The following is a 26,532-nucleotide window of genomic DNA, read 5'->3' on the forward strand; positions in this document are numbered from 1 at the left end:
TTCCTTAGTGGTTGCAGCCAGGACCGTGGACGTGATCGTCGTCATCACCTTCAACGTCGGCCGGTTCCATTTCCAGTTGCAGGCTCATCAGGTTGGTGGCCAATGGGCGCATCAGCAGGTTGGCGTATTCGGCGTCGCCTTCTTCCACGTCCACGCCGATCAGCAGTTGGCCGCGGCCGTCGTGCTGGATCCAGATCTCCTTGCCCTGCCAGACCACGGCGACGCGGGTGCAGGAAGTTTCCAGCTGGGTGCCGTCAGTGTCTTCAAGGATCAGTTTCAGGGTGTCGGTGGTCATAAATAGTTCTCAGCCGTGCGGCGTTAATTGATCTGGAAAGGATAAACCGAGCCCAGTTTAAGGATTTGCGTCAGTTCATCCAGTGCCGTCCGGCACTCAAGCAGCAATTGCGGGTCAGCCAGGTCGGTTTCCCGCAGGCTGTCGCGGTAGTGCTTGTCGACCCATTGGGTGAGCGTGTCGTACAACGGCGCCGTCATGATAACCCCTGGGTTGACCGCCGCCAGTTCGGTTTCATTCAAGGCCACGCGCAAGCGCAGGCACGCGGGGCCACCGCCGTTCTGCATGCTTTGCTTGAGGTCGAAGACTTTGACTTCGCGGATCAGCCCGCCGGAAGACGTCAGGCCTTGCAGGTACTGCCAGACGCGCTCGTTGGCGCGGCATTCTTCCGGCACGATCAGCAGCATCGAGCCGTCGGCGCGGGTCAGCAACTGGCTGTTGAACAGGTAGGAACGCACCGCGTCTTCCACACCGACCTGGGCCCGGGGCACGCAGATCGACTGGAAATTGCCGCCGAGCTTGCCGAGTTTGCCCTGCAGCTCGCCGAGCATCTGTTCGGTATTGAGGAACGCATCCTCGTGATAGAACAGCACTTCGCCGTTGCCCACCGCGATCACATCGTTGTGAAACACGCCGGCATCAATCACCGCCGGGTTCTGCTGGGCGTAGACCACGCCGTCATCCCGCAGGCCGTGCAAACGGGCGACCGCCTGGGAAGCTTCGAGGGTCTGGCGCGCCGGGTACTTTTGCGGCGCCGGGTAGCGGGTATCGAACGCGCTGCGGCCGAACACGAAAAACTCTACGCCCGCCTCGCCATAGTCACGGCAGAAACGGGTGTGGTTGGCCGCGCCTTCGTCGCCGAACTGCGCCACTGCCGGCAAGGCCGCGTGGTGGGCGAAGTGTTTTTGATCGGCAAACATCGCCCCCAGCACGCGGCTGGTGGTCGGGTGTTCGATGCTGCGGTGGTATTTGCAGTTGAGGTTGGCGGCAGTGAAATGCACGCGGCCATCGGCGGTGTCGGCGCTTGGGCTGACAGTCGCGGCGTTGGCCACCCACATGCTCGACGCCGAGCAACTGGCGACCAGCAACGGCATGGCCTGCTTGGCCGCTTGCTGGATGACTTGCGCGTCGGTGCCGGCAAAGCCGAGGCTGCGCAAGGCGGCCACATCAGGACGCTCCTGGGGCGCCAGCACACCTTGTACGAAGCCCATTTCCATCAGGGCTTTCATCTTCGCCAGGCCCTGCAACGCCGCTTCCTTCGGGTTGGAAGACTGCTGGCTGTTGCTCTGGGACGCGACGTTGCCGTAGGACAAACCGCCGTAGTTATGGGTCGGCCCCACGAGACCGTCAAAATTGACTTCACAGGATTTCATCGGCGAGGCTCCACGAACATCTGTATTTTTATAGGCATCAAGTGCAGATCTGTATCTGTTAACCCGATCAAGTGTGGGAGCTGGCTTGCCTGCGATGCGGGCAACTCGGTCATTCAGATACACCGAGGTGATGCCATCGCAGGCAAGCCAGCTCCCACATTAGATCAGTGTCACTTTCACTTAAGCGTTACGCCTGGGGTCAGCGACGCAGGCAGCACCAGGCTCGGGGTCTCAAGCGAGGCCACCGGGTACGCGCAATAATCCGCCGCGTAATAGGCGCTGGCGCGATGGTTGCCCGAAGCCCCTACGCCGCCGAACGGCGCGCTGCTCGCGGCACCTGTCAGCTGTTTGTTCCAGTTGACGATCCCGGCACGGCTCTCCAGCCAGAACTGCTGGTAACGCGCTTCGGAATCCGACAGCAAACCCGCCGCCAAGCCGTATTGTGTGTTGTTGGCCTCGGCAATCGCCGCCTCGAAATCAGCGTAGCGGATCACTTGCAGCAGCGGGCCGAACAGCTCTTCGTCAGCACGATCAGCGACCTCGGTCACATCAATAATGCCCGGGGTCAGCAGCGCGGCCTGGGACTGTGGCTGAGTCATCTCCAGCAACGCGATCGCGCCATTGGCCAACAGCAATTCCTGGGCATCCATCAACGCCTTGGCGGCGCCGAGGGAAATCACCGAGCCCATGAACGGCGCCGGTTGTTGGTCGAACGCGCCCACTTCAATGGTCGAGCTCACCGCCACCAGGCGTGCGAGCAGTGCATCGCCCCAGGCGCCTTCCGGCACCAGCAAGCGACGGGCACAGGTGCAACGCTGGCCGGCCGAGATAAACGCCGACTGGATAATGGTGTACACCGCGGCATCCACATCGGCCACTTCGTCCACCACCAGCGGGTTGTTGCCGCCCATTTCCAGTGCGAGGATCTTGTCCGGGCGCCCGGCGAATTGCTGGTGCAGATGGTTGCCGGTGCGGCTGGAGCCGGTGAAGAACAAGCCGTCGATGCCCGGGTTGGCCGCCAGGGCGATCCCGGTTTCCCGTGCGCCTTGCAGCAGGTTCAGCACACCCGCCGGCAGGCCGGCGTCGATCCAGCATTGCACGGTCAGTTCGGCGACTTTCGGGGTCAGTTCGCTGGGCTTGAACAGCACGGTATTACCCGCCAGCAACGCTGGAACGATGTGCCCGTTGGGCAAGTGACCCGGGAAGTTGTAAGGGCCGAACACCGCCACCACACCGTGGGGTTTGTGACGCAAGACGGCCGTGGCGTCGCCCAATGGGCCGCTCTTCTCGCCGGTACGTTCGCGGTAGCTCTGCACCGAGATCGCAACCTTGTTGACCATGCTGGTGACTTCGGTGGCCGATTCCCACAAAGGCTTGCCGGTTTCCTCACCGATGCAACGGGCGAGTTCGTCGGCACGGCTTTTCAGGTTGGCGGCGAAGGCTTCCAGCACGCTCAGGCGCTCCTCCAGGGAACGCTTGGCCCAAGCCGGGAACGCCTGGCGCGCGGCCTGAACGGCGGACTCGACCTGCTCGGCAGTCGCGCTGTTACCCGACCACACCACCTGCTGGGTCACCGGGTTCAGCGATTCAACCACGTCACCCTGGCCAGCCAGCCAGCTACCTGCGATATACAACGAATTCATTATTTCGACTCCCGGGCAGCGGACAACGGTACGGCACGCACTTGATCACCGGCGATCAGTTGCAGGCGCTTGGCGGTCTGTTGATCGACCACCAGGGTGCCGGCAGCCAACCGCGCCGGTGCTGCGGTGATGCGGCAATCTTCACGTTTACGGTTATGGATCAGGAACGGCGTGGCGTCGTCGCCCGGCGTGCCAATCGCCAACACCAGCGCTTCGCTGTCGCGTACCGCGCGGATCTTGGTGGTTTCACACTCCACCGCCGGGCCTGCGTCGAAGATGTCGACGTAACCCTGGTAGCTGAAGCCTTCGCTCTTGAGCATGCTCAAGGCCGGCTCGGTGTCGGTATGGACCTTGCCGATCACGTTGCGCGCGTCTTCGGACAGGAAGCAGGTGTACAGCGGAAACTTCGGCATCAGCTCGGCGATGAACGCCTTGTTGCCCACGCCGGTAAGGTAGTCGGCCTGGCTGAATTCCATCTTGAAGAAGTGCCGGCCCAGGCTTTCCCAGAACGGCGAGCGCCCGGCTTCGTCGGACATGCCGCGCATTTCGGCGATGATCTTGTTACCGAACAGCTGCGGGAATTCCGCGATAAACAGCATGCGCGCCTTGGCCAGCATGCGGCCGTTAAGGCCGTTGCGGTAATCGGCGTGCAGGAACAGCGAGCACAGCTCGGAGTTGCCGGTCAGGTCGTTGGCCAGAAACAGCGTCGGGATTTCGCGATAGATGTTCAGTTCCTGGGAGGCGCTGACGGTAAGGCCGACCCGGAAGTTGTACCAGGGCTCGCGCAGGCCGACCGCGCCGGCGATGGCGGAAATCCCCACCACACGGCCTTCGTCGTTTTCCAGCACGAACAGGTAGTCTGCATCACCGCGCCCGGCTTCGCCGCGAAAGGTCTTCTCAGCCCAGCCGACCCGGTGGGTCAGGCGCTCTTCGTTGGCCGGCAAGGTGGTGAGGCCGGTGCCGGTGCTGCGCGCCAGATCAATCAGGGCCGGTAAATCGCTGCTGCGTACGGGACGAACGATCATGCTATCTCCTCAAACGGGCCGCTGTTGTCAGCCACCCGCGAAACTCTGTTTATACCGCTACCAGGCGCACGCTCGCGCCTTCGCCAACGCCCAGGGCCTCGGCGGTTTCCAGGTCCAGGGTCACTGGCTTGCCGGGCGCGTAGTCCAGCTCCAGCATCACTGCGCGGTAATCCTGCAACTGGCCGTTGCTGACCAGGTACTGGCGGCCGACACCCTTGGCCATCTCGCCGATCTTCACCGGCACTACACGGCTCTGGGCGATCGAGCGAATGCCCGACACCCGTGCGTGCAGCGTGGGGCCGCCGTCGAAGATGTCGATGTAATGGTCGGTCTCGAAGCCTTCGCGCATCAGGATGTCGAAGGTGATCTGCGCCCGCGGGTGCACCTGGCCCATGGCTTCCTGGGCGGCGTCCGGCAACAGCGGCACGTAGATCGGGTAATGCGGCATCAATTCGGCAAGGAAGGTCCGGCTCTTCAACCCGCACAGGCGTTCGGCGGCGGCGTAGTTGAGGTCGAAGAAGTTGCGACCAATCGCATCCCAGAACGGCGAATCACCGTTCTCGTCGCTGTAGCCCACGATCTCGGTGACCACCGAATCGGCAAAACGCTCCGGGTGACCGGCCACGAACAGCAGGCGGCCACGGGAGTTGAGTTCCGACCACGGCGAACCCACCAGCTCCGGCACCACGTAGAAACTGGTCAACAAGCTGTTGCCGGTCAGGTCGTGGCACTGCGAAAGCACGTGGATCTTGTTGTGGATCTTCAGCTCGCGAGAGGCGTGCACGAAGGTTTCGTTACGGAAGCTGTAGAACGGTTCCGAGTAGCCGGCCGAAGCGACGATGGCCGAGCAGCCCACCAGCTTGCCGGCGGCGGTGTCTTCGAGGACGAAGAAATAGCTTTCTTCACCGTTGAAACTGACCTCGGCGGCGAAGGACGCTTCGCTTGCGGCGATCTTGTCGCTCAGGCGTTCGACATCATCCGGCAAGGAGGTGACACCAATCGGGCTGTCCGCAGCCAGACGCTGTACCTCGCCCAGATCAGCCATTTGCGCGGGGCGCATCACCAGCATGGTGTCACTCCTTAACTCGAAAAACTCACAGAGGGAAAAATGCCGGACAGGGGGGAACTGCCTACACAGGACTTATTGTGTAAGCAGATCCATGTGGGAGCCGGGCTTGCCCGCGATGACGGTGTGTCAGTCAGCACAGGTGTTGCCTGTGGCACCGCCATCGCAGGCAAGCCAGCTCCCACACTTGATCCGGTCCGGCCTTAAAATTTTTGTTCGACGCCAGGATCGCCAGGCGCCAAACGGTCCATCAGGCTAGCGTCAGCTTTTTAACAGCACGTTCGAAGCGGTCCAGGCCTTCCTGGATGTCGGCATCTTCCACCACCAGACTCGGGGCGAAACGCACCACGTCCGGGCCGGCTTGCAGGATCATCAAGCCTTCACGCTCGGCGGCGTTGAAGATGTCCTTTGCCTTGCCCTTCCAGGCATCGCTCAGCACGCAGCCGAGCAGCAGGCCCAGGCCCCGCACTTCGGTGAAGATGCCGTATTGCTGGCCGATCTTCTCCAGGCGGGAAACGAACAGGTCATGCTTGGCATTAACACCGGCCAGCACTTGCGGGGTGTTGATCACGTCGATCACCGCTTCCGCCACCGCGCACGCCAGCGGGTTACCGCCGTAGGTGGTGCCGTGGGTGCCGACCACCAGGTGCTTGGCCAAGTCCTCGCGGGTCAGCATGGCTGCGATCGGGAAACCACCGCCCAGGCTCTTGGCGCTGGTGAGGATGTCGGGCACGACGCCGTAATGCTGGTAGGCGAACAGCTCGCCACTGCGGCCCATGCCGGTTTGCACTTCGTCGAACACCAGCAGCGCGTTGTTCGCGTCGCACAGGTCGCGGGCACCTTGCAGGTACGAAAGCTCAGCCGGCAATACGCCGCCTTCACCCTGGATCGGCTCCAGCACCACGGCGCAGGTCTTGTCCGAAACGGCGGCTTTCAGTGCCTCCAGATCGTTGTAAGGCACGTGGGTGATGCCAACGATTTTCGGACCGAAGCCGTCGGAATACTTCGACTGGCCACCCACGTTCACGGTGAACAGGGTGCGGCCGTGGAAGCTGTTCAGCGCGGCGATGATTTCGTATTTCTCGGTGCCGAAGCGGTCGAACGCGACACGACGGGCCAGCTTGAAAGCGGCCTCGTTGGCTTCGGCGCCGGAGTTGCAGAAGAACACACGCTCGGCAAACGTGGCGTCGATCAACTTGTGGGCCAGGCGCAGGGCCGGCTCGTTAGTGAAGACGTTGGACACGTGCCACAGCTTGTTGGCCTGTTCGGTCAGTGCACCGACCAGCGCCGGGTGGGCGTGGCCCAATACGTTGACCGCGATGCCGCCGGCAAAGTCGATCAGCTCTCGGCCCGCCTGGTCCCAAACGCGGGAACCTTCGCCACGCACGGGGATGAAAGCGGCAGGTGCGTAGTTGGGAACCATGACCTGGTCGAAATCGGCACGTTGCACCGGGGCTTGCTCAACGGACATCGGAGTCTCCTGAAGAGGAACGCCTGCCTGAAACTGGCGGGCGATGCAGGGATTGTAAGGACAGTTTTCAGCGCGGCCTTGCCGCCAAGCGACAACTTCTTATAGCGCCAACCCGTGATTTTCGCGGGTTTACGCCAATGCGACAAATAGCATCGCAATGGCGCAGTTTAAACCGCCCGGCGTGGTTATGGGCGCCGTTGGCCGTAATTGATTTGAACCGGCGGCCGCGAGCGCCAATGCGCAACTATGTAGCTCCCGGGCAGGCGACTGCTTTGTGAAAGTGTTGATCTCATCTGCCTAAAAGGAAAGGCGCCATGCCTGGCATCGACGATCAACGTTTCTCCCCTGATGTTGCAGAACACCCCGACAGCCATTATCAACTGCTGGCCCAGGCCACTCCCGAATGGCTGGTGCTCGCCTCCGTGAACCGCCGCGCACGACTCAAGAACGCCACGCCTCATGTAAAGCCCTGGTACAAAACCGCCACCGGCGAGCAGCACCGCCAGTTACGCCTGCACACCGTCAGCCACTGGACCGCGCAAAACCAGGTCGAGCAACGCCTGGCATCGCTTCAAGACGTCAACGCGTTCGCCGCCCCCTTGCTGGCCGCAGCCCTGAAAAGTCGGTTCGGGCTCACGCTGGATGTCAGGGCCACATTTTTGCGCTTGTACATCCCCACCACCATTCCCTGGTTTGCGGTTAAAACCGGCGCCGCGCGCACCTGGACCGTTTCGCTGCTGGACGCCGCGCTGCACAACTTCGAGGCCAGCGAGACCCGGCCCGACGCCTTCGAGGCCGCCAGCGCGTTCATTACCCAGCCCGATGCACGTGGCCACTTCCAGGTGTTGCCCGAGATCAACCGCAGCCTGTCTGTCCCCGCGTTTACCCAACTGTGCAGAACCCTGGATATCGGTGCGCAGTACAAAATCTACCTGGAAGAGAACCTGGGCATCACCAATGGCCTGGTCGCGACGGTTCTGCAACGCGAAGTCAGGGCGAGTGAGCGTGCCGCACTGGAGAGCGCGTTAAAGCTGGCCCATATGAAGGGCGACCTGGACGGTTCTATTTATGAGGCGTTGCAGGGCGTGCTGGATGGCCGGCCCGGCATGCAGATGGCGGGCAAGCCTGTGCATTGCCATGACCTGAGCATGATGTCTGCGCGACTGACCGCGATTGTGCTCTTCGCACCCGACCTGGAGCGCCATCGCGCCACGGTGCCGGTGGTGGCCTACGTCCCGGACGACCCGGAACACCCCATCAAGCAATACGCCTCGACGGGCGCTCTGTGTGCCGAACTCACCCGGCAACTGCGCGACAGGGACTATCAACATTTCTTCAGCCGGTTCGTCGCCCACGAAGACCGTGGGTTCTTTTTCGCCAACCTCAACGACCGCCTGAGCAAGATCACCTGGCACCCTCACAACCCTGCCGATCCGCAACCCACCTGGCGCGAAACCCCGCAGGCCCGGCCCAACCTGCAACTGAGTGCGCCGGGGTTTTCCGGTGATTTATTGACGCATGTGTATCAGCAAAAGCTCAACAAGATCCTCAACGACGCCCAAGTCATCGCCGTTTCCACCGCCAGGGTCGACCAGAAAGCGCGCTGGGAGCTGTGGGATTCGTTCCAGAAAATCGCCACAACGCTGCTTGATATCGCCGCGCTGGTGGTTGCTCCGCTGGTGCCCGTACTGGGAGAACTGATGATGGCCTATATGGCCTATCAACTGCTGGATGAAACCTTCGAAGGCATCGTCGACTGGGCGCAAGGCCAAACCACTGAAGCCTTTGAGCACCTGATGGGCATGGTCGAGGCGTTGGTGCAACTGGGTACCTTCGGTGCGGGCGCAGCGATTGTCGCTGGTGAGTTTCGAGCGCTGTTACCGCAACGTACGGTCGCCTTCATCGACAGTTTCAAACCGGTTCAGGCTCCCAACGGCAAACCTCTGTACTGGAAGCCTGACCTGAAACCCTATGAGCGCAAAGCCACGCTCCCCGAACACTCAACCCCCAACAAACAAGGTATCCATCAACACCTGGACCAGGCCGTGATCCGCCTGGACGACACCCCCTACGTGCTGAATAAATCACCCGGCGATGACGACTTCTCGCTGTTGCATCCGCGCCGCCCCGACGCCTATCAACCCAAAGCCTGGCACAACCAAACCGGCGCCTGGCAAACCGAGCTTGATCACCCCTTGTACTGGGACACAGACACACTGCTGCGTCGGCTGGGGCATACGGCAAGTACCTTCAGCCGCGAGCAACTGGAGCAGATACGACGTGTGAGCAACACCCCTGAAAACGTGCTGCGCCAGGTGCATGTTCAGCGCGAGCCCACCCCCGTGCTGCTGGAGGACACACTCAAGCGCTTCAAGATCGAGCAAGACATTTCGGCCTTCATCGAACAAATGAACAGCGACGATCCGGCGGTGTATAGCAACGCGTCCCCCCTGACTCAACTGCAATTACTCTGCGACAGCGGCATCTGGCCCGAAACCAGAACGCTGCAGGTGGTCGATGCCAGAGGCCAGATACTGTGGCAGTACGCGCCCCGCCAGAACGTCGCACGGGTGCGGATCAGCCAGGCGCAACTCACCAGCGGCGACTTGCCGAAGACCTTGCTTTTGTCATTGGATGAGCCTGAGATCAAGACACTGTTGGGCGAGGCGTTTGGTCAACCGCCCCGAGCGCTTGATGTGCGCGCCCGCCTACTCAGGAAAAAAATTGCACAGACCGCTGAAGCACAAAAAACCAACCTGTTCGAGTCGCGCTACAGGGCCGCGAACCCACCCGAGCACGGCGCCGCTCAGCGACTGATGGACAGTAAACCCGGGCTCCCGGCCTCGGTAGCCAATGTGCTGCTGGAGCAGGCCAGCGACCTGGAGCGGGCGGAACTTCGCAGCGCAAAAATTCCCAAGCGCCTGGACCAACTGGCCAGCTGGGCACGCCAGGAAACCCGCTTGAACCGCGCCTATGAAGGCCTGTACCTCAACGCCCCGACAAACCTGGACACCCACACCCTGGCCCTGCATTCCCTGCCGGAGTTGCCGGGATGGTCGGGCAATGTTCGCCTGGAAGTGCGTGAACACACCTTCAGCGGCGCCCTGCGCGACAGTATTGGCAACGCCACCGCAAAGGAACGCAAAGTACTGGTGCATGAGGAGGGTCAATATCAGGCCTACGACAACGAAGGCCTGCACCTGCAGGCCGATTCCGATTTTTACACGGCGGTGCTGCAAGCCCTGCCCGACAACGAGCGCAATGCACTCAACCTTCACATCCGGCAAGGTCCACAACTACGCCAAGCCCTTGCCAGGGTGGCCTTGCACCGTGACCGGCTGCGGCCCATTCTCGAACGCCACCCCGTCAGACCACCCGCCGCCGGTCAAATCCCAAGGCTGCCAGGCGGCCTTAAGGGTTATCCGGAACCCCACCCGCCGATGCCCGCAGTGGGTGCTCCACTGTCTTTGCTCCAGCGCGCACAAGCGCTCTATCCCGCCGACACGCCAGAGCAAAACACATTATTGCTGCAGCGCCTGAATCGTCTCCCCGGCGGTGCATTGCCACAGTTGGAGCAATTGCACATGGAATACGCACGGCTGTCCCGGGATATGGCGGATTGGCGTAGAGACATCCCCCGCACCGATCCACAAACACACGCCCCGCTTTCCGCTGACACCTACGCCTATGAACAGCAAAAACGTGGCGTACTGGCCGAGCAGATCCAACGCTGCTGGCGCCGGGAAACCGCGCCTGCCATGAATGAAGATGGCGGAATTGTCGGCTATAGCCTGGTGTACGAAGAACCCATCATGGGGCAACTGCCCACACTGACAGCCAACTTCGAGCATGTCTCGACACTCGGCTTGATGGGGGATGAAGGCGCCTCGGGCGCCCTGGGGTTCATCCAGCACTTTCGCAATCTGCGAACCCTGGAATTGCGCGGCATGCCGCTGGGGGTTTTTCCCGATGAATTGGCGACGATGCCGCACCTGACCGAACTGGTGCTCGACAGCTGCAACGTTCAACTGACCGGGCAGAGCCTGGCGGCGCTGTCGTCGATGACGCGCCTGGAATCCCTGGATCTGTTCAACAATCCGCTGGGCAGAGTACCGAGTGTCGAAGCGATGCCCAGCCTCAAGTACCTGGACCTGTCCTCCACCGGGATTGACCAAATCCCGGCCGGCTTACTCACACGCCCCAGGCTTGAAAGTGCAATTCTCAATAACAACCGCATCGCCGAATTGCCCGATGCGATATTCGAACTGTCGGGCGCGATCAGTGAGGGGTTAGACCTGGAGAACAACCCCTTCCCCGAGCCCCTCATCGCCCGTATCAAACAGCATTTCCAGCACACCGGGGAACGCTGGGAAACGACTGCGCCATGGCCCGACATCAATAGCCTCAAAGCACTCTATCCGACCTTCAGCACCCACGAATGCAACCGGTTCATCTTCAACATGCCCGGCAGTCTCGAAGCCGGTCGACTGGAACTGACCCGCCTGGGCGCCGAGTACGAAAAACTGACAGCAGACCTGCAAGAGTGGCAAATCAGCGTCCCCACGCACCACCCCATCCTGGGCACGGAACTCCCGCAGCAGGTTCGCGCGCAGGAGCAAGTCAAACGCCAGGCGTTCAAGGAATTGCTGGAAGCCTGCTGGCGCCGCGAACTTTCAACGGATGACGCCGACGACGGCCCCACCCTCACCCACGAGCTGAGTTACACCACCACGCTGCTGGGGGATTTCCCCACCGTGACCGCCAATTTTGATCATGTGACACTGCTGTCGCTATACGGCGAAGACGCCACCAGCGGCATCGGCCATTTTCTTGAAAGTTTCCCCAGGCTCAGAAGCCTTTCCATCCAGGGCTACCGGCTGCAACGCATCCCCGAGCAAGTCTTCCGGCTGGCACGCTTGCATGAACTGATCCTGCCACACGGCGATATCCACCTCACTGTTGAGTCGAACAACGCGCTGGCAGACCTGCACCAGCTGACCTATCTGGACTTGAGCGACAATGTGTTGAGCCTCACGCCGCGGCTGGGCAAGATGCAGCAACTGGCGATCCTGGACTTGCAATCCACCGGTATCCAGCAGGTACCACAAGGGCTGTTTTCATTGAGGAACATCGTCGCCGCCGACCTCAGGGACAATGCAATCCGGCATATCGACAGCGGCATCCTGGAAATGCCCGCGTCAAATTTCAACGCAATACTATGGGACGGGAATCCACTGTCGAGGCCAAGCCTGGCCAACCTGCGACGTTATGCGCAACGCCACCGCGTGGGTTTGTCGATCGAGCAATAAAGCCTAACCGCGCTCGGACGGCACCGACGACAACTCGAACGGGCTGCTGCTGCGGCGCTGGTTACGGTCTTCACGGGGGGTGGCGCCAAAGAAGTTGCGGTAGGCGCTGGAGAAGTGCGGCCCCGAGGAGAAGCCGCACGACAGGCCGATCTGGATGATCGACTTGCTGGTTTGCATGAGCATCTGGCGGGCCTTGTTCAGGCGCAATTCCAGGTAGTACTGGCTGGGAACACGATTGAGGTATTGCTTGAAGATGCGTTCGAGCTGTCGTCGGGACACGCACACATGCTGGGCGATTTCGTCGGTGGTCAGCGGCTCTTCGATGTTGGCCTCCATCAGCAGTACGGCCTGGGTCAGCTTTGGATGACTGGAGCCCAGGCGGTTTTGCAGCGGGATACGCTGGCGCTCGCCGCCTTCGCGGATGCGCTCCACCACCAGTTCCTCCGAGACCGCGCCCGCCAGTTCGGCACCGTGATCACGGGCCAGCACCGCCAGCAGCAGGTCGAGTACCGACATGCCACCGCAGGCGGTCAGGCGGTCACGGTCCCAGTCGAACAGATGGCTGGTGGCGATGACCTTGGGGAAACGCTCGGCGAAATCGTCCTGCCAGCGCCAGTGCACGGCGGCGCGATAACCGTCGAGCAAACCCAGTTGTGCCAACGGGTAAACACCGGCCGACAAACCGCCGATCACGCAACCGGCGCGCACCAGTTGTTTGAGTGCGGTGCTGAGTTGGGACGCGATGACGGTCGGCGGCTCATCCGCCAGCAGGAACAGCTTTTGAAAGCCTTCCAGCTTGCCGGCCCACGGCTCACCCGGCAGTTGCCAGGCGCCGTCGACGGGCGGTTCGGCCTGCAAAAACGAGAGTTCGTACACCACGTCCGGATGCACCCGCTGAGCAACGCGCAAGGCCTCCTCAGCCAGCGCAAGCGTCAGTGCTTTAGTGCTGGGCCAAATCAGGAAACCAATTCGATGGGCAGTCATGGAGTGCTATCCGAAGCGAAAAACAGTAATGAAGACAAAGGCCAATGCTAGCCCGTAAACCAACACAAATCTCAAAACATATAGAGATCTAATGGGGGAGCTGGGCCAGCTTAAGCTGTGAAGCTTGCACTAATTCAGTGCATAAAAGCAGTTCTGTTTACTTCAAGCTGCCGGAAAGAAACTGCTGCAAACGCTCAGACTGCGGATTAACCAGCACTTCGCGCGGGTTGCCACGTTCTTCGACGATGCCTTTGTGCAGGAACACCAGTTGGTTGGAGACTTCACGGGCGAAGCCCATTTCGTGGGTCACCACCACCATGGTCCGGCCTTCCTGGGCCAGGTCCTGCATCACTTTGAGCACTTCGCCCACCAGCTCCGGGTCGAGGGCCGAGGTGGGCTCGTCAAACAGCATCACCTCAGGTTCCATCGCCAACGCACGGGCAATCGCCACACGCTGCTGCTCGCCACCGGACATGTGGCCGGGGAACGCATCCTTACGATGGCCCACACCCACTTTAGCCAGGTAGTGCTCGGCCTTTTCCCGGGCGTCTTTTTTCGACATGCCGAGGACGTGCACCGGCGCTTCCATGACGTTTTCCAGCGCGGTCATGTGGGACCACAGGTTGAAATGCTGGAACACCATCGACAGCCGCGAACGCATGCGTTGCAGCTGCTTGGGGTCCGCGGCCTTCATGGCGCCGTCTTTGTTGGCCACCAGTTTCAGCTCTTCGTTATTGAGCAGAATCTTGCCGGCGTGGGGTTGCTCCAGCAGGTTGATGCAGCGCAAAAAGGTACTTTTGCCCGAACCACTGGACCCGATGATGCTGATCACATCACCGGCCGCGGCGGCCAAGGACACACCTTTGAGCACTTCATGACTGCCATAGCGTTTATGCAGGTCTTGGACTTCAAGTTTGTACATGCGGTCGGTTCTCACAAAAACAGTTGGTCAGTCGTTGAGCAAGCGCCCGTGCCGCAGCGCTTCGCGCCCCGCCACCTTGGCCAGCCAGAAACCCGCTTGGGCATAACGCAGCCGTTCAACGGCAAACAACACCCCAGGCGTGCCCGCGCAAACAATGCTCACGCGGTCGGACAAGGGATCGATCACTTCAAATATCGGGTCGCCGGCTTCCACGACATCCCCGGCTTTACGCAGGTAACTGATCACGCCGGCGTGGGGCGCGAACAACAACTCGGTGCCTTCAAAGGGCAGGCCTTCGCAGGGTTCGTGTTGCGGCGCGGGCCATTCACCACGGATCAGGCCTTGCTCAGCGAGGAACGCCAGAATGCCTTCGGCGTGGAAAATCGCTTCGTCACGGCCGGTGTCGGCCTGGCCGCCCAGCTCCAGGGTCGTCGCCAGGCACGCCAGTGGAATCTGCGCCTCGGGGAACGCCCGGGACAAGCGCAACCACGGCAGCGAACAGGCTTCGTCAAATGAACTGCCGCCGGAATCTTCCGCCAGCAGGCCGACCTTCACATTCAAATGCGCAGACAGCGATCGCCACTGCGGCCAGTGCTGCGGCAGCGCGTACATGTGCAGCGCGGCTTCGGCATCGCAATGCAGATCGAGCACCACATCGGCGGTGCAGGCATGGCTCAGCAGTATGCGCTGCATGCCTTGCAGCTGGCTGCTTGGCTCGGGCAATGCGTTGAGTGCATCACCCATGGCCTGGCGGATCATGCGCACGTTGGCGTGGGGATCATCGCCCAATTTGCCTTCGAGCAGCTCGGCAACCGGCTCGCTCAACTCAACGAAATCCCGGTTGAAATTCTTGCCGCTGCCGATCTCGAAACGGCCCTGGTGGCTGCCTTGCAGCAACTGCCCAAGGCCCATCGGATTGGCCACCGGCACCAGCTCGATCACGCCGTTAAGAGCGCCTTGCTGTTCCAGTTCGGCCAGGCGCTTCTTCAGCTCCCAGGCGGCACGCATGCCGGGCAATTCATCGGCGTGCAGGCTGGCCTGGATATAGGCCTTGCGCTCGCCGCTGCCGAAACGGAACACCGTCAGCTGGCGTTCGCAGCCCAGGTGTCCCCAGGGCAACAGGTGATCGATACGTTCCATATCAATGCTTCCGTGGAGCCAGGTAGCTCAGCCAGCGGCCTTCGGCCAACTTGAACAGGCGCACCAGGATGAAGGTCAGGCACAGGTAGAACGCACCGGCGGTGATATAGGCTTCGAACGGCAAGTAGTACTGGGCGTTCACCGTGCGCGCGGCACCGGTGATGTCGATCAGGGTGACGATGGAGGCCAGGCTGGTGGTCTGGAGCATCATGATCACCTCGTTGCTGTATTGCGGCAGCGCCCGGCGCAGGGCCGATGGCAGCAGGATCCGGCGGTACAGCTTGTAGCGCGACATGCCCATGGCCTTGGCGGCTTCGATCTCGCCATGGGGCGTGGCCTTGAGGCTGCCGGCGATGATTTCGGCGGTGTAGGCGCTGGTGTTCACGGCGAACGCCAGGCACGCGCAGAAGGTCGCACTGGACAGCAGCGGCCACAGGAAGCTTTCACGCACCGCTTCAAACTGGGCCAGGCCGTAGTAGATCAAGAACAGCTGCACCAGCATCGGCGTGCCGCGAATCACGTAGGTGTACAGCCAGGCCACGCCGTTGACGATTGGTTGCTTGGACACACGCATCAGGCCCAGGGGCAAGGCCGCGAGCAAGCCGAAGAACAGCGAAATGGCCAGCAGTTTCAGGGTGGTCAGCAAGCCGCCGAGGTACAGCGGCATGGCCTCCCAGATGACGTTGTAGTCGAAGATCATAGATCAGCCGCCTTTACGCCTACCGAGTAGCGCTTCTCAAGATGACGCAGGGCCAGCAACGACACGCTGGTGATCACCAGGTACATCGCCGCCACTGCGAGGAAGAAGGTAAAAGGTTCGCGGGTGGCGTCTGCCGCCTGCTTGGCCTTGAACATCATGTCTTGCAGGCCCACCACCGAAATCAGTGCGGTGGCCTTGGTCAGTACCAGCCAGTTGTTGGTAAACCCGGGGATCGCCAGCCGAATCATCTGCGGCACCATCACCCGGAAAAACACCTGGAAGGGGCTCATGCCATAAGCAAGGCCGGCTTCGGCCTGGCCCTTGGGAATGGCCATGAAGGCGCCACGGAAGGTTTCCGAGAGATAGGCGCCAAAGATGAAACCCAGGGTGCCGATGCCGGCGGCCAAGGGGTTCAAGTCAATGTAGTCGTTGTAGCCGAGCAGCGGCGCAACGCGGTTAAGCAGGTCCTGACCGCCGTAGAAAATCAGCAGGATCAGCACCAGGTCGGGGATCCCGCGGATCACCGTGGAGTACAGGTCGCCCAGCCAGGCCAACCAGCGCACCGGCGACAGGCGTAACGCGACCCCGATCAGACCCAGAACAATGGCCAGGGCCATGGACGACAAGGCGAGCTGAAGCGTCAACCATGCGCCATCGAGGATGACAGCCCCGTAGCCTTTCAACATGATTCAGGTCCTCGAAAAGGGGGATGAAAAAATGGCGCAAACTTCAGAGACCCTGTTGCTTGCGCCATTCTGGACAGACAGCTGCGACGGTTTACTTGGCTTCTGGGCCGTAAATGTCGAAGTTGAAGTACTTGTCCTGGATTGCCTTGTATTTGCCGTTGGCACGGATCGCGGCGATAGCAGCGTTGATGCGGTCCAGGTTTTCCTTGTCGCCTTTACGCACGGCGATGCCGATGCCGTCGCCGAAGTATTTGGCGTCGGTGAAGGCCGGGCCGATGAACGCGTAGCCTTTACCGGCTGGCGTGTCGAGGAAACCTTCCTGCAACAGGGTGGCGTCGGCCACGGTGCCGTCGAGGCGACCGGCTTCTACGTCCAGGTAGATTTCGTTCTGCGAGCTGTAAGGCACCACGGTGGCGCCTTTCGGAGCCAGGACTTCCTTGGCGAAACGGTCGTGGATCGAACCGCGCTGTACGCCGATCTTCTTGCCTTTCAGTTCATCCAGGCTGTCGCTGACAACGGTACCTTCCTTCAACACCAGGCGCGCCGGGGTCAGGTAGTAACGGTTGGTGAAGTCCACGGACTTCTTGCGATCTTCAGTGATGGACATCGAGGACAGGATGGCGTCGATCTTGCGCACTTTCAGCGCCGGGATCAGGCCGTCGAACTCCTGCTCGACCCAGGTGCACTTGACCTTCATCTCTTCGCACAGGGCGTTGCCGATGTCGTAGTCAAAACCGACGATGCTGCCGTCCGGTGCCTTGGAGGCAAACGGAGGGTAAGCCGCTTCAATACCAATCTTCAGTGGCTTGCCTTCGGCGAAAGCCTGCATGGACAGCACGGACAGCGCCAGGGCGCCCAACAGCACGAGTTTCTTCATCTTGGGACTCCATCGGTATAGGGCAAAACAGCAGTATGAGCCAGAGCCCACGATGCGACTGAGTGAAACCGAATAGCGTTGCTGCGTCCTGCGCCAGTTCAAGATCGGCGACGACGAGCGAGTGATCGGCATTCTAACGACAGGCCGGAAGCCGATATTTCCTCAATGCGACAACAATTTACAGAAGCACCGAGAAAGCGGTTCCAGCACATTGACAGCCTCTGAATTTTATGCAGAGGCAAAAGATATTAAACCTGTTAACGCTGCAAATTGCGGGCCTATTATTCGCAAACCCTTCTAGCACGGCAAGTGTAGCGTTTGATCTAATTTTTCAGGGCGTCTAAAACGCGGGTTTTCGGGGCATGGGCGTAGCACTTTGCCTCATGTTTGGGCGTGGGGTTACACATTTACGGGGTTCGGTAACATTCAGAAACCTCCCACAATGAAAACCGATATTTATTGGTATGGAAGTTGAAACGCGATCCACTGTGGGAGCTGGCTTGCCTGCGATAGCGGTGGGCCAGCCAACACAGTGGGGTCTGATACGCAGCCATCGCAGGCAAGCCAGCTCCCACATTAATGCGGTCTTGGGAGTGGCATTTGCCGCTCCTCACAAAAAAGCCCCACCCGGCCTACGCCGAATGGGGCTCTACCCTACAACCCCGCCTTACGCGACATTCATGGTCTTGTGCGTCTCGATCAAATGCGCCACCACACTCGGGTCCGCCAGGGTGGAGATATCCCCCAACCCGTCGTACTCAGCCGTCGCAATCTTGCGCAGGATCCGGCGCATGATTTTCCCCGAACGCGTCTTCGGCAAGCCCGGCGCCCACTGGATCACATCCGGTGACGCAATCGGCCCGATCTCTTTGCGCACCCAGTTTTTCAGCTCCAGGCGCAGCGCTTCATTCGGCTCTTCACCGTTTTTCAGCGTCACATACACATAGATGCCCTGGCCCTTGATGTCGTGCGGCACACCCACCACCGCCGCTTCAGCGACTTTCGGGTGGGCAACCATCGCGCTTTCAATCTCGGCGGTCCCCATGCGGTGGCCAGACACGTTGAGCACGTCGTCCACCCGGCCGGTGATCCAGTAGTAGCCATCCTCGTCACGACGCGCACCGTCACCAGTGAAGTACATGCCACGGAAGGTCTTGAAGTAGGTGTCCACAAAGCGGTCGTGGTCGCCATACAGCGTGCGTGCCTGGCCCGGCCACGAATCGAGAATCACCAGGTTGCCCTCCGCCGCGCCTTCGATCAGGTTGCCCAGGTTGTCCACCAGTGCTGGCACCACGCCAAAGAACGGCCGCGCCGCCGAACCCGGCTTGAGCGCATGGGCGCCAGGCAGCGGGCTCATCATGTTGCCGCCGGTCTCGGTCTGCCACCAGGTGTCCACGATCGGGCAACGGGATTGGCCGACGTTCTTGTAGTACCAGTCCCACGCTTCCGGGTTAATCGGCTCACCCACCGAACCCAACAGGCGCAAGCTGCTGCCGTCGGCGCCTTCCACGGCGGCCTTGCCGGACGCCATCATGGCGCGGATCGCGGTCGGTGCGGTGTAGAGGATGTTGACCTGGTGCTTGTCGACGATCTTCGCCACCCGGGTGATGTCCGGGTAGTTCGGCACGCCTTCGAACATCAGCGTGGTCGCGCCGTTGGCCAGCGGGCCATAGACGATATAGGTGTGGCCGGTGACCCAGCCGACGTCGGCGGTGCACCAGTAGATTTCGCCCGGGCGGTAGTCGAACACGCGCTCGTGGGTCAGGGCTGCATACAACAGGTAGCCGCCGGTGGTGTGCTGCACGCCCTTCGGCTTGCCGGTGGAACCCGAGGTGTAAAGGATGAACAGTGCTTCTTCGGCGCCCATCTCTTTCGGCGCGCACACGGTGCCCGCCACTTTCATCAGGTCTTCGTACCAGATGTCACGATGCTGGTTCCACTTGATGTTGCCGCCGGTGCGCTTGCACACGATGACTTTCTGGATGCTGCTGGTTTCCGGGTTGGTCAGGGCGTCGTCGACGTTGGCCTTCAGGGAAATTTTCTTGCCGGCACGGATGCCTTCGTCGGCGGTGATCACCACCTTGGATTTGCAGTCGATGATCCGACCGGCCAGGGCCTCTGGCGAGAACCCGCCAAACACCACCGAGTGAATCGCACCGATCCGGGCACAGGCCAGCATGGCGACCGCAGCTTCGGGAATCATCGGCATATAGATAGTCACCACGTCGCCGCGGTGCACATCCTGGCCGCGCAGGGCGTTGGCGAACTTGCAGACTTCTTCATGCAGCTCGCGGTAGGTGATGGTGCGGCTTTCGGCAGGGTCGTCGCCCTCCCAGATGATTGCCGCCTGGTCGCCACGCTCGGCGAGATGACGGTCCAGGCAGTTGTAGGAAACGTTGAGGGTGCCGTCGGCAAACCACTTGATGTCGACATGGTGATCGTCGAAGGAGGTCTGCTTCACCGTGGTGAAAGGCTTGATCCAGTCAAGGCGCTTGGCTTGCTCGCGCCAGAAACCGTCGGGGTTGACCACCGACTGCTGGTACATGGCCTTGTAGGTCGCCTCATCGGTCAGCGTATTGGCTGCTACTTCGGGGCGAACGGGGTACAGAGAAGCCGCACTCATCTTTCTTACCTCGGTGACATAGTTGTTGTTGTATGGCCCTGTTGTAGCCGGGCCGGGCCTATAGAACCATTCGACGATGGTAGTAACAAGCCCCTACAAATTGCCCACCTATACCCCGGCGGCGCTCTGGCCCGCGGCCTGTGGCGCTTTGCAGGTTTCTGAAAAAACCTTCATCTCGGGATTGTTACAAAAACCACCAATAGTGTTTATCAAAAGCACGGGTATATGAATTAAACCCGTGCGCCTAAAATCAACCACGCCATCAAGGCACTGTGATTAACAACGTAACAGCCCCCACGAAGGCAACGTTAATCCGAACTTCCCAATCAAGTTACACACGTGGCCTCACAAGGGCCCCGTGACCCCTTTCGACCGCCAAAAGGTAAATAGTAAAATGAAAGCGTTATTAGTTATGGCCCTTAGCAGCTTGTGCGCCACCGCCGCCCTGGCCGACGAAGCCCCGACTGACGTAGCCAGCCAGAGCACTCCGATTGTTGAGGATTACACTTACAGCACCCACTTGGACGTCGCCAAAGTTTTGTCGATGAGCAATGTTCCGGATGTATGCGAAGTTGTACCGGTAAAAATGGAATATGAAGACTCACAAGGTCAGCGTCATATTCTTCAATATCAGGTCATGGGTAACGGTTGCTCTAACGGCTGATAACTTCGTTAGTTGCCATTGACTCAGATCTTATTCGCCGCAAGAAATCGTTCTTGCGGCAAAGAGCCGGCTTCTCCCCCCCCACCGCTTGAATCGAATGCTACGATTGTGGCGCCGCCACCTCACCTGTACGGCAGGATGCATTCATGCGAGCCAGTTTCGAAAAAATCCCAACCGAGGCGAACACCTCCTGGACCCTGCTGAACAGGCGTCTACCGGAGGCGATTCCGTTTGAATGGCATCACCATCCCGAATACGAACTGACCCTGACCCTCAACAGCCGCGGGCACCGCTATATCAGCAACGATGTGGCGCTGTACGATGATGGCGACCTGGTGCTGGTGGGCCCGAACGTGCCCCATAGCTGGTCTTCCGCCGAGCTGATCGACCCCGCCAAACCGCACATTGCCTTGGTCATCTGGTTTTCCGAGGCCTGGGCGGATTCGCTGGTGCAGCTGTTTCCGGAGATGGCATCGACGCGCGCACTGTTGGCTGCAGCGCGGCAGGCACTGAGCTTCAGTGACGCCACGTCCCGGGCACTGCGGCCGGTGATCGAAGCCATGGTCGAGCAAGACGCCTCCCAGCGGCTGATCTCGTTGCTCACCGTGCTCAACACATTGTCCCGGGACATCGCCGCGCAGCCTATTGCGATAGAAGTTGCGACGCCTCACATCACGGAAGACGCACGCATCCGCCGCGTCCTGGACCACTTGCACGGCCACTATGCGCAACCTGTGGGCATTCCCGAATTGGCACAAATGGCCTGCGTCAGCGTCTCCGCCTTCCACCGAATGTTCCGCAAACACACACGCTGCACGGCACTGGACTACATCGTTCGGCTGCGTATCGGACACGCCTGCGCGCTGTTGATGCAGGGCAACCTGGCGGTCAGCGCGATTTCCGAGCAGGTGGGCTATGCATCCCAGGCGTTGTTCAATCGGCAGTTCAAGGCGCACAAGGGCATGACGCCTTCACACTTTCGGGCTCAGCACGGCCATCACTTTCAATAAGCCGATTCTTCTACACGCCTTACAACAAACGCCAGAATCGTACTGCTCAACGCGCCAAATCAGGCTGCCGCCCGAGCAGGCCGGAGTGATTCCATACCTGTATGCACAACAACAATACAGGTCACCCCATGAGCAACTACCACGCCTTCGAAAGTGCCGAGCTACCGGACGACTACAAGCGCAGCATCGTCGCGATGAAAAAGGCATTGCGCGCGCAAATCGGCGATGTGCCCGCGCTGTTTGCCGAGGTCAGCGAGTTTATCTGCGGTGAAATCGCCTCGATCAAGGCTACTACCGCCTGGCCCGAACTCGACTTTGAGACCATCGCCAACGGCCGGGTCACAGAGGAACAACGGGCACTCATCAAGCGCCGGGGCTGCCTGGTGATCCGCAACCACTTCCCCCGCCAGCAGGTGTTCGGGTGGGACAAAAGCCTGCTGGACTACCTCGACCACAACCATTTCGACGAGGTCTACCGCGGCCCGGCCGACAACTTCTTCGGCAACCTCGAAGCCTCACGCCCGGAAATATTCCCCATTTATTGGTCCGACGCCCAGATGCAGGTGCGCCAACACGAACGCATGGGCGCCGCACAGTCATTCCTCAACCGCCTGTGGACCATCAATTCCCAAGGCCGGCAATGGTTCGACCCGGACATCAATGCGCTGTACCCCGACCGCGTGCGCCGCCGCCCACCCGGCACCACCTCCAAAGGGCTTGGCCCGCACACCGATTCCGGCGCGCTGGAACGCTGGCTGCACCCCGCCTACCTCAAGGTGTTCGACAAGATCTACCGCAACGACTTCAAGTCCTACGACCCCTGGGACGCCGCGCATCGCACCGAAGTCGATGAATACGCCTACAAGGATACGGTGAAATGCTCGGCCTTCCGCACCTTCCAGGGCTGGACCGCGCTGTGCGACATGCAGGCCGACCAGGGCGTGCTGCATACCTTGCCGATCCCCAAGGCCATGGCCTACCTGCTGCTGCGCCCGTTGCTGGACGACGTCCCCGAAGATGAGCTGTGCGGTGTTGCACCGGGCAAAGTGCTGCCGATTTCAGAGAAATGGCACCCGCTGCTGGTCCAGGGCATGACCCCGATCCCTGATGTGCAGGCCGGCGATTCCGTGTGGTGGCACTGCGACGTGATCCACAGCGTCGCCCCCGTCGAAAACCAGCAGGGTTGGGGCAACGTGATGTACGTGCCCGCCGCGCCCATGTGCCCGAAAAACCGGCGGTACGCCAAGGATGTGCTCCGGGCGTTCGAGCAAGGGGTTTCGCCGGATGACTTTGCCCGGGAGGACTACGAGAAAGACTGGAAAGACCGCTTTATGACACCACAACTGAATGCCCTCGGCCGTAAAGGGCTGGGGCTGGAATAAGCACTGCTCCGGCGCCTCGAAACAAACGCCTACCGCCCGTCAAAAAAATCCAAGCCAGGCAAAGCCTTGTAAACCCGGACCTTGGCTGCAAACACCACCATTTTGGCCGCTCACCGAGACCATCCGCCGCAACACAAAGCCGAATTTTTCCCTATAATGCGCGGGTAAATCGGGCCTGCAATATCCCTTTACACTGGGATGAAGAGCCAGACCTGAGGCCCCCGCTGGAGCTCGCAAGCACTGCTCCGCCCCTCAAGCCTCAAGCAGAACACCCGTAACCCTGATTCCGTTTAATGCGTGCGCTAGCTGCAACAAACGATTCCTTAAGATCCACCGCGGCCTTTGGGCCGTGTGAACACCCAACCATCCGGTTTCACACGGGCACCTTAGAGCCCTCACGCAGGAGACGACACGTCATGCTGAGCTGGGACGAGTTCGACAAAGAAGAAGACGGCGAAGTAGTTGCCAAAGGCGCCAACGCCGGCCACGCCACCGAAGCCAACATGGACCGCCTCGACGGTGCCGGCGCTGCTGCCGCCATCGAAGCCCGCGCCGTCACCGCCGCTGACTCCGCCGCCATCGTGCGCGCCAAGGCTGCGCTGGACAAACTCGACGTCGCCGAAGGCCTCGCTGAGCTCGAAGGCTCCGCCGCCCGTGTCGCCGTTGACGAAAAGCGCATGATCAACTGCCGCGCAGACCTCAACCAACTCGTGCCGTTCAAGTACGACTGGGCCTGGCAGAAATACCTCGACGGCTGCGCCAACCACTGGATGCCGCAAGAGGTCAACATGACCGCCGACATCGCCCTGTGGAAAAACCCCGAAGGCCTGACCGACGACGAACGCCGCATCGTCATGCGCAACCTCGGCTTCTTCTCCACTGCGGATTCGTTGGTCGCGAACAACCTGGTCCTGGCCGTGTACCGCCTGATCACCAACCCGGAGTGCCGCCAGTACATCCTGCGCCAGGCCTTTGAAGAAGCGATCCACACCCACGCCTACCAGTACTGCATCGAATCCCTGGCCATGGATGAAGGCGAGATCTTCAACATGTACCACGAGATTCCATCGGTCGCTAAAAAAGCGGCTTGGGGCTTGAAGTACACCCGCTCGATCTCCGATCCGAAGTTCGAAACCGGCACCGTCGAGACCGACAAAGAGCTGCTGCGTAACCTGGTCGCGTACTACTGCGTCCTGGAAGGCATCTTCTTCTACTGCGGCTTCACCCAGATCCTGTCCATGGGCCGTCGCAACAAAATGACCGGCGTGGCCGAGCAGTTCCAGTACATCCTGCGGGATGAGTCGATGCACCTGAACTTCGGTATCGACGTGATCAACCAGATCAAAATCGAAAACCCGCACCTGTGGGATGCCGAGATGAAGGAAGAAGCGACCCAGATGATCCTGCAAGGGACTCAGCTGGAGATTGAATATGCTCGCGATACCATGCCACGCGGTGTACTCGGCATGAACGCGGCGATGATGGAGGACTACCTCAAGTTCATCGCGAACCGTCGTTTGTCGCAGATTGGGTTGAAGGAAGAGTATCCAGGGACGACGAATCCGTTCCCGTGGATGAGCGAGATCATGGACTTGAAGAAAGAGAAGAATTTCTTCGAGACCCGTGTGATCGAGTACCAGACTGGCGGCGCGCTGAGCTGGGATTGATTCCTAAGCTAACTAAAAAGCCCTGACTTGATCAGGGCTTTTTTGTATTTGCAGAAGGCCAAATCCGACAGGCTGGTAGGAAATTTCGTGGACGCGTTAGTGGCCACTCAGTATCGTCCGAAGGTTTTCTACCTTTGGCGACTGCATGGATATCACAAAAGATAAAACGGACTGGGACGACGCGGAGTTAGCCGCAGCGGTAGAGGCTTACTTGAAAATGTTGGCCTGGGAGAAGAGCGGCCAACGTTTTAATAAAGCCTATGAAAACCGCTTGCTACGTCAGGGACCAATCGCAGGCCGCACAGAAGGCTCTATCGAATTTCGTATGCAGAATATTTCTGCGGTTCTGGTCCAAATGGGCCTGGATCGGATCAAGGGATACAAACCCGCAAAGAACGTGGGCTCGGGAGTAGAACAACAGATTCGCAAAGTTCTCACCGCGCTTCGTATATTTGAATCAGATGAAACAGCCCAAACTGCAGATGAGCAAACCCTCGTCCGCCGAGCCTCCAAGCTACTGGAGCGGCCAATCGATAAAGTGCCGGAAGGAATTGCGAAGCCACAGAAAGTGTCCATTGTCGGTACCGCTTATGTTCGCGATCCCAAAGTACGCGCTTGGGTATTGAATGAGGCCAGTGGCATCTGCGAAGGCTGCGGCTCGAACGCGCCTTTCGAGGTCGACGGTCAGCCATTTCTTGAAGTACATCACGTCAAGCACCTCGCCCAGAAGGGTTCGGATCGCATCACCAATGCTGTAGCCTTGTGCCCCAATTGCCATCAGCGGTGTCACCGGTCAAGCGACCGGGATGTTTTCACCAAAGGGCTTTACTCCAAAATCAACAGATTGATACCGGAGTAAACTCTTGCTGTCAGAGCAGATGCACCTCCAAAAAAATAGTAGATAGGACCGAGACCCGCCCGTGAACCCAGACATGCTCGAATCCGGCCCCTTGGATGCCAAAGTACTTTCCGTCTTTGACTTCGACGGCACCCTGACCCACCACGACAGTTTCGTGCCGTTCCTGAAGTTCGCCTTTGGTAAAAGCGAATTCGTGCGCAGGATGGTGAAGCTGGCGGTGCCTGGCGCGCAGTTTCTGCTGCGCGTCATCAGCCGTGATGAGCTAAAGGCGCAGTTGATCCGCACCTTTATGACCGGCGTGGACAAGGCGTGGGTTCAGCAAAAAGCCGAGGAATACTGCCAGGCGTATTGGAACAAGTTGATGCGCCCAACCGGGCTGCAGTCGGTGGCCGATGAGGTGAAGTCCGGGGCGGTGGTGACGCTGTGTTCGGCGTCGCCGGCGTTGGTGTTGCAGCCGTTTGCGGATCGGCTTGGGATCAGGTTGATTGGCACTGAGCTGGAAGTGGTTGACGGGGTGTTGACGGGCAAGCTCACGGGGAATAATTGCCGGTGTGAGAATAAGGTGCTTCGGCTTGAGGCGGTTTATGGGGATCTGGGGGAGTATCGGCTCAGGGCCTGGGGTGATACGCGCGGGGATCGGGAGTTGTTGGCGGCGGCGCAGGATGCGCATTTTCGGCATTTTCATGCGAAGAAGAAGCGCAAACAACTGCGGTGATCGCGCACTAGCATGGGGTGCCAGGGGTCGAGTGCAGGGGTGATGCTGAGGGTTCGGGAGGACAGGGAAACCGAGTCGATGCCATCGCAGCCTCGCTAAAGCTCGACAGCTCCCACAGGGGATC

Annotated in this window: 20 protein-coding genes; 7 read left to right on the top strand and 13 right to left on the bottom strand. The window is 60.2% G+C overall.

All coding sequences use genetic code 11. From position 1 onward, the window contains the following. Positions 1-4: 4 nt before the first annotated feature. The 6 genes from P3C29_RS14020 to P3C29_RS14045 all read right to left on the bottom strand — a co-directional run bounded on the left by P3C29_RS14020 (position 5) and on the right by P3C29_RS14045 (position 6,870). On the bottom strand, positions 5-295 hold the full coding sequence (locus P3C29_RS14020) for a hypothetical protein (protein ID WP_003214319.1): 291 nt from the start codon (positions 293-295) through the stop codon (positions 5-7). Between the two features lie 23 nt (positions 296-318). Then, on the bottom strand, positions 319-1,665 hold the full coding sequence (gene astB, locus P3C29_RS14025; protein ID WP_275964739.1) for an N-succinylarginine dihydrolase: 1,347 nt from the start codon (positions 1,663-1,665) through the stop codon (positions 319-321). Positions 1,666-1,841: 176 nt separating this feature from the next. Further along, the gene (astD, locus tag P3C29_RS14030; protein ID WP_275964795.1) at positions 1,842-3,311 is read right to left on the bottom strand and encodes a succinylglutamate-semialdehyde dehydrogenase; all 1,470 of its coding nucleotides are present in this window, start codon (positions 3,309-3,311) and stop codon (positions 1,842-1,844) included. Further along, positions 3,308-4,333: an arginine N-succinyltransferase gene (gene astA, locus P3C29_RS14035; RefSeq protein ID WP_003214325.1), complete on the bottom strand. Its 1,026-nt coding sequence runs from the start codon at positions 4,331-4,333 to the stop codon at positions 3,308-3,310. Before astA ends, astD begins: the two co-directional genes overlap by 4 nt. Positions 4,334-4,382: 49 nt before the next feature. Next, on the bottom strand, positions 4,383-5,402 hold the full coding sequence (gene aruF / locus P3C29_RS14040) for an arginine/ornithine succinyltransferase subunit alpha (protein WP_010165630.1): 1,020 nt from the start codon (positions 5,400-5,402) through the stop codon (positions 4,383-4,385). A 247-nt stretch (positions 5,403-5,649) separates the two neighbouring features. Next, on the bottom strand, positions 5,650-6,870 hold the full coding sequence (locus P3C29_RS14045; protein ID WP_275964740.1) for an aspartate aminotransferase family protein: 1,221 nt from the start codon (positions 6,868-6,870) through the stop codon (positions 5,650-5,652). Between the two features lie 314 nt (positions 6,871-7,184). Here P3C29_RS14045 and P3C29_RS14050 point away from each other — a divergent pair, with 314 nt between their 5' ends. Further along, entirely contained in the window at positions 7,185-12,179 is a 4,995-nt protein-coding gene (locus tag P3C29_RS14050; RefSeq protein WP_275964741.1) for a DUF6543 domain-containing protein, read from the top strand. Positions 12,180-12,182: 3 nt separating this feature from the next. Here P3C29_RS14050 and P3C29_RS14055 read toward each other — a convergent pair whose 3' ends face one another. The 7 genes from P3C29_RS14055 to acs form a co-directional block, all read right to left on the bottom strand. Then, positions 12,183-13,163 carry a GlxA family transcriptional regulator gene (locus P3C29_RS14055; protein WP_010165624.1) on the bottom strand — a complete coding sequence of 327 codons (981 nt, stop codon included), beginning with the start codon at positions 13,161-13,163 and terminating at the stop codon, positions 12,183-12,185. Between the two features lie 157 nt (positions 13,164-13,320). After that, positions 13,321-14,085 carry an ATP-binding cassette domain-containing protein gene (locus P3C29_RS14060; RefSeq protein WP_003214336.1) on the bottom strand — a complete coding sequence of 255 codons (765 nt, stop codon included), beginning with the start codon at positions 14,083-14,085 and terminating at the stop codon, positions 13,321-13,323. 27 nt (positions 14,086-14,112) lie between these two features. After that, positions 14,113-15,225 carry a succinylglutamate desuccinylase/aspartoacylase family protein gene (locus P3C29_RS14065; RefSeq protein WP_275964742.1) on the bottom strand — a complete coding sequence of 371 codons (1,113 nt, stop codon included), beginning with the start codon at positions 15,223-15,225 and terminating at the stop codon, positions 14,113-14,115. A 1-nt stretch (position 15,226) separates the two neighbouring features. Next, complete coding sequence (locus P3C29_RS14070; RefSeq protein WP_010165618.1) at positions 15,227-15,925, bottom strand: ABC transporter permease; 699 nt, start codon at positions 15,923-15,925, stop codon at positions 15,227-15,229. Then, complete coding sequence (locus tag P3C29_RS14075) at positions 15,922-16,611, bottom strand: ABC transporter permease (RefSeq protein WP_003214341.1); 690 nt, start codon at positions 16,609-16,611, stop codon at positions 15,922-15,924. Before P3C29_RS14075 ends, P3C29_RS14070 begins: the two co-directional genes overlap by 4 nt. A gap of 91 nt (positions 16,612-16,702) precedes the next feature. Next, complete coding sequence (locus P3C29_RS14080; RefSeq protein ID WP_010165608.1) at positions 16,703-17,488, bottom strand: ABC transporter substrate-binding protein; 786 nt, start codon at positions 17,486-17,488, stop codon at positions 16,703-16,705. Between the two features lie 667 nt (positions 17,489-18,155). Continuing rightward, positions 18,156-20,111, bottom strand: coding sequence for an acetate--CoA ligase (acs, locus tag P3C29_RS14085; RefSeq protein WP_201125104.1), 1,956 nt, complete (start codon positions 20,109-20,111; stop codon positions 18,156-18,158). Between the two features lie 394 nt (positions 20,112-20,505). Between acs and P3C29_RS14090 the strand changes: the two genes are divergently transcribed. The 6 genes from P3C29_RS14090 (at position 20,506) to P3C29_RS14115 (ending at position 26,408) form a co-directional block, all read left to right on the top strand. After that, positions 20,506-20,775 (top strand): DUF2790 domain-containing protein, encoded by a 270-nt coding sequence (locus tag P3C29_RS14090; protein WP_010165605.1) that lies wholly within the window; start codon positions 20,506-20,508, stop codon positions 20,773-20,775. 146 nt (positions 20,776-20,921) lie between these two features. Continuing rightward, positions 20,922-21,785, top strand: a complete 864-nt coding sequence (locus P3C29_RS14095; protein WP_201125105.1) for an AraC family transcriptional regulator — start codon at positions 20,922-20,924, stop codon at positions 21,783-21,785. 128 nt (positions 21,786-21,913) lie between these two features. After that, the gene (locus P3C29_RS14100; protein WP_275964743.1) at positions 21,914-23,167 is read left to right on the top strand and encodes a DUF1479 domain-containing protein; all 1,254 of its coding nucleotides are present in this window, start codon (positions 21,914-21,916) and stop codon (positions 23,165-23,167) included. Between the two features lie 416 nt (positions 23,168-23,583). Then, positions 23,584-24,834 carry a ribonucleotide-diphosphate reductase subunit beta gene (locus tag P3C29_RS14105; RefSeq protein WP_023659243.1) on the top strand — a complete coding sequence of 417 codons (1,251 nt, stop codon included), beginning with the start codon at positions 23,584-23,586 and terminating at the stop codon, positions 24,832-24,834. A gap of 145 nt (positions 24,835-24,979) precedes the next feature. Next, positions 24,980-25,693, top strand: a complete 714-nt coding sequence (locus P3C29_RS14110; protein WP_275964744.1) for an HNH endonuclease — start codon at positions 24,980-24,982, stop codon at positions 25,691-25,693. A 73-nt stretch (positions 25,694-25,766) separates the two neighbouring features. Continuing rightward, on the top strand, positions 25,767-26,408 hold the full coding sequence (locus P3C29_RS14115; RefSeq protein WP_275964745.1) for an HAD-IB family hydrolase: 642 nt from the start codon (positions 25,767-25,769) through the stop codon (positions 26,406-26,408). Positions 26,409-26,532: the final 124 nt, after the last annotated feature.

The sequence above is a fragment of the Pseudomonas sp. 1912-s genome (genome assembly GCF_029269205.1).
Lineage (GTDB): Bacteria > Pseudomonadota > Gammaproteobacteria > Pseudomonadales > Pseudomonadaceae > Aquipseudomonas.

Coding starts and splice junctions, on each gene's coding strand:
- P3C29_RS14020 (WP_003214319.1), bottom strand. CDS start 295: ATGACCACCGACACCCTGAAACTGATCCTTGAAGACACTGACGGCACC.
- astB (WP_275964739.1), bottom strand. CDS start 1,665: ATGAAATCCTGTGAAGTCAATTTTGACGGTCTCGTGGGGCCGACCCAT.
- astA (WP_003214325.1), bottom strand. CDS start 4,333: ATGATCGTTCGTCCCGTACGCAGCAGCGATTTACCGGCCCTGATTGAT.
- aruF (WP_010165630.1), bottom strand. CDS start 5,402: ATGCTGGTGATGCGCCCCGCGCAAATGGCTGATCTGGGCGAGGTACAG.
- P3C29_RS14045 (WP_275964740.1), bottom strand. CDS start 6,870: ATGTCCGTTGAGCAAGCCCCGGTGCAACGTGCCGATTTCGACCAGGTC.
- P3C29_RS14050 (WP_275964741.1), top strand. CDS start 7,185: ATGCCTGGCATCGACGATCAACGTTTCTCCCCTGATGTTGCAGAACAC.
- P3C29_RS14055 (WP_010165624.1), bottom strand. CDS start 13,163: ATGACTGCCCATCGAATTGGTTTCCTGATTTGGCCCAGCACTAAAGCA.
- P3C29_RS14060 (WP_003214336.1), bottom strand. CDS start 14,085: ATGTACAAACTTGAAGTCCAAGACCTGCATAAACGCTATGGCAGTCAT.
- P3C29_RS14065 (WP_275964742.1), bottom strand. CDS start 15,225: ATGGAACGTATCGATCACCTGTTGCCCTGGGGACACCTGGGCTGCGAA.
- P3C29_RS14070 (WP_010165618.1), bottom strand. CDS start 15,925: ATGATCTTCGACTACAACGTCATCTGGGAGGCCATGCCGCTGTACCTC.
- P3C29_RS14075 (WP_003214341.1), bottom strand. CDS start 16,611: ATGTTGAAAGGCTACGGGGCTGTCATCCTCGATGGCGCATGGTTGACG.
- P3C29_RS14080 (WP_010165608.1), bottom strand. CDS start 17,488: ATGAAGAAACTCGTGCTGTTGGGCGCCCTGGCGCTGTCCGTGCTGTCC.
- acs (WP_201125104.1), bottom strand. CDS start 20,111: ATGAGTGCGGCTTCTCTGTACCCCGTTCGCCCCGAAGTAGCAGCCAAT.
- P3C29_RS14090 (WP_010165605.1), top strand. CDS start 20,506: ATGAAAGCGTTATTAGTTATGGCCCTTAGCAGCTTGTGCGCCACCGCC.
- P3C29_RS14095 (WP_201125105.1), top strand. CDS start 20,922: ATGCGAGCCAGTTTCGAAAAAATCCCAACCGAGGCGAACACCTCCTGG.
- P3C29_RS14100 (WP_275964743.1), top strand. CDS start 21,914: ATGAGCAACTACCACGCCTTCGAAAGTGCCGAGCTACCGGACGACTAC.
- P3C29_RS14105 (WP_023659243.1), top strand. CDS start 23,584: ATGCTGAGCTGGGACGAGTTCGACAAAGAAGAAGACGGCGAAGTAGTT.
- P3C29_RS14110 (WP_275964744.1), top strand. CDS start 24,980: ATGGATATCACAAAAGATAAAACGGACTGGGACGACGCGGAGTTAGCC.
- P3C29_RS14115 (WP_275964745.1), top strand. CDS start 25,767: ATGCTCGAATCCGGCCCCTTGGATGCCAAAGTACTTTCCGTCTTTGAC.